At 51.8% G+C, this 8,736-nt stretch carries 6 protein-coding genes; all 6 read right to left on the bottom strand.

Annotated features, from left to right (window positions below):
• Positions 1–18 precede the first annotated feature (18 nt).
• The 6 genes from AWJ19_RS07470 to AWJ19_RS07495 all read right to left on the bottom strand — a co-directional run bounded on the left by AWJ19_RS07470 (position 19) and on the right by AWJ19_RS07495 (position 8,443).
• On the bottom strand, positions 19–1,140 hold the full coding sequence (locus AWJ19_RS07470; protein WP_068722576.1) for an ABC transporter permease: 1,122 nt from the start codon (positions 1,138–1,140) through the stop codon (positions 19–21).
• Entirely contained in the window at positions 1,137–2,669 is a 1,533-nt protein-coding gene (locus tag AWJ19_RS07475) for an ABC transporter ATP-binding protein (protein ID WP_068722578.1), read from the bottom strand. The genes AWJ19_RS07470 and AWJ19_RS07475 overlap by 4 nt, the downstream gene beginning before the upstream one ends.
• 110 nt (positions 2,670–2,779) lie before the next feature.
• On the bottom strand, positions 2,780–3,955 hold the full coding sequence (locus tag AWJ19_RS07480) for a BMP family ABC transporter substrate-binding protein (protein ID WP_068722580.1): 1,176 nt from the start codon (positions 3,953–3,955) through the stop codon (positions 2,780–2,782).
• Between the two features lie 217 nt (positions 3,956–4,172).
• On the bottom strand, positions 4,173–4,793 hold the full coding sequence (locus tag AWJ19_RS07485; protein ID WP_068722582.1) for an NTP transferase domain-containing protein: 621 nt from the start codon (positions 4,791–4,793) through the stop codon (positions 4,173–4,175).
• Between the two features lie 56 nt (positions 4,794–4,849).
• Positions 4,850–6,424, bottom strand: a complete 1,575-nt coding sequence (locus AWJ19_RS07490) for a PucR family transcriptional regulator (protein ID WP_068722584.1) — start codon at positions 6,422–6,424, stop codon at positions 4,850–4,852.
• 798 nt (positions 6,425–7,222) lie between these two features.
• Positions 7,223–8,443 carry an IS256 family transposase gene (locus tag AWJ19_RS07495; protein ID WP_068722586.1) on the bottom strand — a complete coding sequence of 407 codons (1,221 nt, stop codon included), beginning with the start codon at positions 8,441–8,443 and terminating at the stop codon, positions 7,223–7,225.
• Positions 8,444–8,736: the final 293 nt, after the last annotated feature.

Here is an 8,736-nt window from a genome sequence, read left to right on the forward strand (position 1 = left end):
TTCTCTCTAAAGCGCCGCCTAAGCGCTCCGGCGTATGCGGAAACGGTGAATCATATCGCCGGCAATCAGGAAGAACAGGATCGAGCCCTGCAGCATTTCTGAAATAGACGAGGGCAATCCGATGGTTTGCACGCTGTAGCCGCCGACAATCAGACCGCCGAACAGGACGGAGGTAACGATCAGGCCGAGCGGATTCAGCTTGGCAAGCCAGGCGACGATGATTGCGGTGTAGCCGTAGCCGGGCGAGATACCCTGCATCAGCTTGTGGGTTACCCCGGAGACCTCAGCCATGCCGGCAATACCCGCCAGCCCTCCGCTGATCAGCATCACGATGATAATATGCTTCTTGATATGAATGCCTGCATAACGTGCAGCAGTCGGATTGGCTCCGATCAGCCGGAGCTCATAGCCCCAGCGGGTAAATTTGACCATCAGGAAGTAGATAAATACAGCGATCAGCCCAAAGATCAGACCGATATGCAATCTTGTCGATCCCAGAACCGGCAGCGACTGTGCAGCCGTAAACATCGGCGATCCCGGGAAATTGAAGCCCGCAGGATCTTTCCACGGACCAAATACCACATAGTCGAGTGCCAGCAGCGCCACATAATTCAGCATCAGCGAGGTAATCAGCTCATTTACACCGAAATGCGTGCGCGGGATAGCTGTCATCAGGCCCCAGAGTGCACCTGCAGCCGTACCAAAAATCAGCATCAGCGTAATGGCCCAGAAAGACGGCAGATCAGGAAAATAGATCGTCACCGCCGTTGCAGCCATCGCGCCGACGGTAAGCTGCCCCTCCGCTCCGATATTCCATACGGAAATCCGGTAGGCTACAGCGATACCGAGGCCGCACAGCAGCAGCGGAATTGCTTTTACCATCGTCTCCGTGAAGCCGTAGGAGGTGCCAAAGGCACCGCGGAACATTTTCTCATAGACTGTCACCGGATTCATCCCGTTTGCAGCGATAAAGATGGCACACAGCAGCAGCGCCAGAATTACGGACAGAACCGGAGACCACCACGGGGAGCGGGTACGGCTTGAATCGTATTCCAGCCGCAGCCCGAAACGTTTGCCGGACTTGGCCGGAAGCGGCTCCAGAACTGCCGCCGCCGTATTGCCTGTATTTTTTGGACTCATACCGCACTGCCCTCCCTGTGCCGGATTCCGGCCATCATCAGACCAATCTGTTCCCTGTCGGCATGCTCATGATCGCTTTCGCCGATGATTGCGCCGTTGTATATAACCAAGATCCGGTCAGACAGCTGCAACAGCTCATCCAGATCCTCTGAGATCAGCAGCACGCCGCTGCCGGAGCTCCGCAGCTCCATCAGCAGCTCATGTACACCCGCAGTAGCTCCCACATCAAGCCCTTGTGTAGGGTGGACGGCAACCATCAGCTTGGGCTTATGGCTGACCTCACGGGCGAACAGCAATTTCTGCTGATTGCCGCCGGATAACTGCTGCACAGGAGTATCAAGTTCGGGCGTCTTGACGTCAAAACGCTGCACCAGCTCCTGTGACCACAGACGGTTCTTCGCCGCCTTCAGAATACCAAATTTGGAGTGTTCCTCCGTGCGGTAGGATTTGAAGAGCAGATTATCAACCGAACCCAGCCGGCCGGCCAGACCGCTCTTCATACGGTTCTCCGGCACATGGGAAATCCCCGCATCAATGGCGCCGCGGACCGAGGCTGTTTTTACCCGGCTGCCATCAAAAATAATCTCCCCGTTCTTCCAGGTTCTAAGACCGGTAAGCACCTCTGCCAGCTCCTTCTGCCCGTTGCCCGCAACCCCTGCAACGCCGACAATCTCACCCTCACACACGGTGAGTGACAGGCCGTCAAGCGCTTTGCGGCCGTGATCGGCCGAGACCTCCAGGCGGTTGACAACAAGCAGCGGCTCTCCCTGGGTCAGTTCCCGTTCCTGGCGGCTGATCGTCACTTCCCTGCCTACCATAAGGCGGGCCAGCTCCAGCTCATCTGTCTGTGCTGTTGACAGCGTGGCAATCATTTTACCTTTGCGCATGACGGAGATCCGGTCAGAGGAAGCCATGACTTCCTTCATCTTATGAGTAGTCATAATAACCGTCTTGCCCGCCTGCTTCATTACACGCAGTGTTTCAAACAGCTGCTCCGCTTCCCCCGGCGTAAGCACCGAAGTCGGCTCATCCAGAATGATGATATCCGCCCCCCTGTACAGCGTCTTAACGATCTCCACACGCTGCTGTTCACCTACGGACAATTGCCAGATTGGCCTGTTTACCGGAAATTTCAGCCCGAACTGCTCTCCCAGCGCTTCAATCTCCTCGTGCTTCTGCCTTATCCACTTGCTCCCCCGCCAGAAAGACGACTTTTCGCCAAGCACGATATTTTCCGCTGCCGTGAGCGTCTGCACGAGTCTGAAATTCTGAAACACCATCCCGACCCCCAAAAGCGCCGCATCCTTAGGGGAGCGGATTCTGGCAGGCTTGCCGTGAATCAGAATTTCACCTTCATCTGCCCGGTATACACCTGACAGCATGCTCATGACTGTGCTCTTACCTGCTCCGTTCTCACCAAGCAGCGCGTGAACCTCACCCGCGTTTGCCGAAAAATCGACTTGATCGCTTGCCGTTACAGAACCGAATTTCTTCACAATCCCGCGCATTTCAACCGAATGGTCCTGCATAATGGGATGCTCCTTCCTTATAGTTGTAGTACGGGTGGGGAAGGTTCCATTTATTTTCCGGAACCCGCCCCACCCATAGGAACATGAAGTATGATATTAAAGTGATGCCGTTATTGCGGGATTGTGCCCTCTACGCCTTTGGCAAGCCAGTTCATACCCAGAACTTCCTCAAGCGTCAGCTTCTGGCCTTCCTGAACCTTGACGTTGCCCTGGTTATCAGAGATCGGGCCGGTGAATACATCCAGCTCACCGCTGATGATCTTGGCCTTTGCTTCCTCCACAAGTGCCTTCACATCATCCGGAACCTTGTTGCCGAACGGCGCCAGCTCAACCATGCCGTCTGCCATATCCCCGGAATACTGCTCGCTCTTCCACGTTCCGTCCATTACCGACTGGACAGCCTTCACGTAATAAGGGCCCCAGTTCCAGACCGGGTTGGTCAGGTAGTTATCCGGCGCATACTTGCTCATATCCGAGTCGTTACCGCCTGCATAAGCACCGCGTTCAGCAGCTGCCTGAAGGGTAGCCGGGGAATCCTGATAGGCCAGCAGGACATCTGCGCCTTTATCCAGCAGACTGATTGCCGCCTGGCGTTCTGTTGCCGGGTCATACCAGGTGTTGGTCCAGACCACATCTACCTTGATATCCGGATTAACGCTTTGTGCACCGAGTGTAAAAGCATTCAGATTATAAATAACTTCGCTGATCGGAAAAGCTCCTACGTATCCAAGATGATTTTTGGTAGTCATTTTTCCAGCGGCGATACCTGTGAGATAACTTGCCTGATAGTTCTTGCCAAAGTAGGTGCCCATATTCTCAGCTGTCTTGTAGCCGGAAGCATGGAGGAATTTCACGTTGGGGAATTTGCTTGCTACATTGAGGGTGAAGTCCATATATCCGAAGCTTGTGGTGAATACGATGTCGTGGGATTGTGCCAGTTCAGTAATAACGCGCTCCGCATCGGCACTTTCCGGAACATTTTCAACGAAGTCTGCTTTGATGCCGAGCTCCTTTTCCATGTATAAACGGCCTTGGTCATGCTGATACGTGTAACCGCCGTCGCCCGGAGGCCCGATGTAGACAAAAGCAACCGTCGGCTTCTCTGCAGCCGGCTCTGTTGTTGCCGGTGCCTCTGTTGCAGTCCCTGCATTCGCCGCAGCCGGCGCCTCCGTTGCAGCCGCGTTAGATGACGCAGCATTGTTGTTGCTTCCGCAGCCCGCCAGCACTACTGCAAGCAGGAACATAAGCATTAAGCTTACCGTAAATCCCTGACCCCTTTTTTTCATAATTCTCCTCCTCCAGGATATCTCTCTTAATGGCTGAAACCATTAATGTATCTCTACTATACTGAGACAGAGCGTTTACGTAAATTTACATAACATACGTTTGTGCTATATAATAAGAACTTTACAGGTTTTTGTGCTTAATGCACTAAACTGAAGCGAATTATACTTAAAATATGTGATATTTACTTACATTTGACTGGAAAATCGTCTTTCGATGTCACATTTCTCCGCGGATACTCCACTCTTTACGGGCTTCATAAATATCAAACCGGGGATTAGCATCCGAAAAGAAGCCTGCAGAATCTGTCTGCAGAACAGCTCCCTTGTACTCGGAGGACCGCAAAATCCCCGCAGCCGCTTCTTCTCCCTCTAACTCCTGTAATACCGTAAACATCTTTTTGGAAAAAAGAGCCGGCGGCATCGCCAGCCCTTCATAGGTCCCGGCCACATAATCAAGCTCCGGATTCCGCATATACATGTCCTTCAGCCGGTTTACAAGCGAAGTTGTAACAGAAGTCTGACCGGCAAGCGCCACCACTACAGCATCAGGCTGTAGCGGAAGAATAGCATTAAGTCCGCAGCGCAGGGAAAACGACAGCCCCAGATGAGCGGTCAGGCAGGTCTCAGTCCGCCTTGAGCTCTGCTCAGCGGCAGGCGGCAGCCATTCCAGATTGTCATCTGCCCGGACAACCACGACCAGGGGATCAAGGGTGCAGCGTTCAAGCTCACTGACCACCACACTTTTCGATGTGACCTCCGAAGACAGCTTCGGTGATGCTTTGGGTACTCCCGCCCGTCTGCCATGCCCTGCCGCCAGGTAAATACCGGCTACTCTCATTGTTCCCGCTCCTTTCGGCGCGCCCGGCGCCTGCCCTTATTATTTAGGTTAGGTTGTTATTCACGTTCCAGCATTTTGCGGAACACAAACACCAGCTTAAGCCTCATCAGATCATTGATCTTTTTAAAATCGACATCCAGAAGCTCACTGAGCTTCTCAATGCGGTAAGTGGCCGTATTGCGGTGGATGAACAGCTTTTTGGCTGTTTCGTTGACATGACCGTCATTCTCCAGATAAACCTCCAGCGTATGGAGCATCTCCTTGACATATTCCGGCTCCCGGCTGAGCAGTCCGCGAAGATTACCGGTGATGTATTTCTTCATTGACTCTTCCGGAATCTGGCCGAGCAGAAGATTCAGCTCAAGCTGCCGGTAATGCACTACATTCCCGAGTGCACCCCAGTGCTGGGACATGGCCATACATTCCCTGACCTCGGCAAAAGCTTCTTTCAGTCCCTCCGGCTTCACTTTGACCCTGCTGGCAGCAGCCCGCGGATAATATCCTGTATCAAGCTTCAGGTTATCAAAGCACTCATAAATCAGCTCACGGAACTGCCCGGCACCCAGTCCGTTTGCCGGAAACAGTGACACCAGTCCCTCATCCATCAGAACATGAATGGCATTTAATTCCCGCAGGGCAGGATGCTCAGCATATTCTTCCTTCAGCCGGAGCAGCTCCCGCTGCCGTTCATCCCCGCCTGCTGCCGTTTCTGTCAGCAGCACTTGAAAAGGTGAATGAAGCAGCTTCACCCCCAGCCTCAGTGCAGCCTGGGACAGCTCACTGCAGGACAGCCCGCCGCTCAGGCAGCGGCGCAGCAGCCCGCTGAACTCCCTGTGCTCAGCCAGCTCGAAATAATCCTCATATCCCGAATGAATATGAAATGAAATCAGTTCAGCCCCCTGGATAAACAGGCTCTCTTCCACAGGCAGCAGAAGCGGGTCAATCTGACAGTATAAAAGATAGCCCGAGCACTTTTCCCCCTGCATCAGCGGAAGCCGCAGACCGGTTCTGTCTCCGATCCGGAAGCGCTGGCTGCGGTTCTGCCAAGGCCAGCCTTCCAGCAGCTGTCGGCTTGCATATTCCGAGTTGTTGTAGACTACGTCCCCCCTGCTGCTTACAACCGCAAGCTTATAACCGATTACCTCAGAGACGGATGCAAACAGCGGACCGCTGCGTCCCGAACGCAGCGCGAAGCGCATCAGCTTGCGCTGCTTCTCCATAATTTCCTGGAGCATGCTGGTGCTGCGCGACAGTTCGGCGCGGAACAGCCCATTCATCTGGTCGGAGAACGTAAACTGGAACGGCAGCTCAATCAGCGGAAAGTTCAGTGTCTCCGCTTCGGCAATCAGCTCCTCAGGCACGGTATCCCAGAAACGGCCCAGCTTGATGCCGAGCGCCGACGAGCCCCGCCGGTTCAGCGTCTGCAGCAGCGCAGAGGCATCCTCCAGGCTGTCCTTGATCAGATAGGCGGTCGTTAAGAGCATTTCTCCCTCTTTTATCCAGTCCGAGATATCCGGTGCATCCATAACATTGATTGACTTCACAATTCTGTGCTTGCCCCTGGCCCCTGCAATAAGCTTGGCTTCGGATAAAGGATAAATGGACAACGCTTCTTCGACGGTAAGATGCATGCCACCCCTCCTTAAGTAAATACGTTTATTTAACCATCGTTCTTTATGTTACTTTATGTAACATTATAGATAAAATAACCCCTATTGGAAAGAGAAAAGCAAATATTTCAATAACGTATGTCAGGTAAAATAACGTATTTCACATAATTTTAAAGATTGGGAGAGGAGAAAATGAAATGACCGGCCCCATGGGCACAAAGAGTTTGTACCGCAGAAATATCGGGATGCAGGGAGTCTTGTCCTATTTTCATAGAATTGATTGTATGGCATACATACCTGGCACGAAGTCACCGCCGCCCGGGAGGCGAACTACCTGTATAAAATCTAAAACCAACTGTACTCCGGTGTAAGCGATCATCGTGGAAGATTAGCAGGGAGAAACTTATTAATAAGGTCTCGTAGACGGCTGGCGGGTTACTGGGTTGGTAGGTCGGGGGGGTGGTGCTCGTTTGCTTAGGTAACTGGATTGTTTTTGGCTTGAGTGCAGGTTGAATAGTTGTTGGGCGCTTGGGTGATTGTTTAATGGATAGTTAGTTTTAGGCTTGGTGCTGGTACCTGTTAATAAGTGTTATGGGCTTATGGTTGCATGGGTTGCGTGGGTTGCGTGGGTTGCGTGGGTTGCGTGGGTTGCGTGGGTTGGCTTAGTAACTTGGCGTCGTCGTCTGGCGCAACTATGCTACAATTGGTATTTCTGGGCTGACCCAATATTTAGTCGAATTAGATGACGAAATTGGGTCTGTCAATAATTTTGTGTAAACTCTTTTAAGCACAGATTCCCCCGAGGGGGAAGTCGCGAATCTAACGCAAGTGTTGACCGACCCTGTCTGGGAAAAAGACCGAAAGCTGGAGCAGCATTTGGCCCCAGTTTTGGACACGGCCTGTCCATTTGCGAGTGACGTCCACGGTGGCGAGATATAGCATTTTAAGCAGGGCCTCATCCGTGGGGAAAATACTTTTTCCCTTTGTCACTTTACGAAGTTGGCGGTGGTAGCTTTCAATCATATTGGTCGTGTAGATCAGTTTGCGGATCTCAGGCGGGTACTTAAAAAAGGTCGCGAGTTCGTCCCAATTTGTCCGCCAAGAACGGATAATGAGTGGGTATTTTGCTCCCCATACCTCCTCAAAACGGTCGAGCTCAAGCAAGGCACTTTCCTCGGTAGCTGCCTTGTAAATCGGCTTTAAGTCGGCGGTTACCTTCTTAATATCCTTGTACGATACGTACCGTGTGGAGCTGCGTATTTGGTGAATAATGCACTTCTGGATCTCCGTTTGGGGATAGCAGGCAGCAATCGCTTGAGAGAACCCGGAGAGGTTATCCACGCAGATAATGAGAATGTCCTGAACCCCGCGATTCTTCAGTTCATTCAGCACACTCAGCCAGAACTTGGAGGACTCATTCTCCCCAATCCACATACCCAGCACGTCTTTGTTTCCGTCCAGATCAATGCCAATGACCATGTAGGCGGCCTTGTTGATAATGGCCCCGTCCTGCTTCACTTTGAAGTGGATCGCATCCAGATAGACAACGGCGTAAACGCCTTGCAGAGGCCGATTCTGCCACTCTTTAATGAGAGGTACGATCTTGTTCGTGACATTAGAAATAAGTGTAGGAGAGACCTCAATGCCATACATTTGTCCCAGATGATCCTGGATTTCCCGGGTGCTAATTCCTTTGGCGTATAAGGCGATGATTTGCTCTTCGATGCCGGTTACATTGGATTGATGCTTCTTGACGACCAAGGGCTCAAACTCACCCAGCCGGTCCCGAGGAATGGTGATTTCCTGTTCGCCGTACTCACTGACTACCGTTTTACGGCTCTTCCCATTCCGACTGTTTGGAGTGAGCTTTGCCTTCACCTCATGTTTTCCATAGCCCAAATGGGTATCCATTTCGGCTTCCAGCATCTCCTGAATCGTCTCTGCAAACAGGTCTTTCAAGGCATTTTGTGCATCTTGTGCAGTGACAAGATTGTTCTCCTTAATGAACTCCCGAAGTTGCTGTTTTGACCAAAGTCCCATGTGTTCTCCCCAACCTTTCTCTTACTTTCATTTTAATGGGTTTGAGAGTTTACACAATATATTTTACAGACTCGAAATGCGTATTCCGGAACTTTGGACAGTGATTCCGATGATATCTGGACACGCATTCCGATAATTTTTGGACACTCGTAATTCCAGTTTATCCTAGCTATACTTGGATAATTAAAGAAAAAAGTATTGCGCTAACGGGAAACTATAGCTCAGTACAGATAGAGGCAGCCGGGCTTGAAGACCGGCTGCTTCTGGTTAAGTTAACGGGCAGGATAGTTGAG

Source organism: Paenibacillus sp. DMB5 (assembly GCF_001517085.1).
Classification (GTDB): domain Bacteria; phylum Bacillota; class Bacilli; order Paenibacillales; family Paenibacillaceae; genus Paenibacillus_AQ.

What these genes read in the sequence shown, in the direction of transcription:
- AWJ19_RS07470 (WP_068722576.1), bottom strand. Translation starts at nt 1,140, where the DNA reads ATGAGTCCAAAAAATACAGGCAATACGGCGGCGGCAGTTCTGGAGCCG.
- AWJ19_RS07475 (WP_068722578.1), bottom strand. Translation starts at nt 2,669, where the DNA reads ATGCAGGACCATTCGGTTGAAATGCGCGGGATTGTGAAGAAATTCGGT.
- AWJ19_RS07480 (WP_068722580.1), bottom strand. Translation starts at nt 3,955, where the DNA reads ATGAAAAAAAGGGGTCAGGGATTTACGGTAAGCTTAATGCTTATGTTC.
- AWJ19_RS07485 (WP_068722582.1), bottom strand. Translation starts at nt 4,793, where the DNA reads ATGAGAGTAGCCGGTATTTACCTGGCGGCAGGGCATGGCAGACGGGCG.
- AWJ19_RS07490 (WP_068722584.1), bottom strand. Translation starts at nt 6,424, where the DNA reads ATGCATCTTACCGTCGAAGAAGCGTTGTCCATTTATCCTTTATCCGAA.
- AWJ19_RS07495 (WP_068722586.1), bottom strand. Translation starts at nt 8,443, where the DNA reads ATGGGACTTTGGTCAAAACAGCAACTTCGGGAGTTCATTAAGGAGAAC.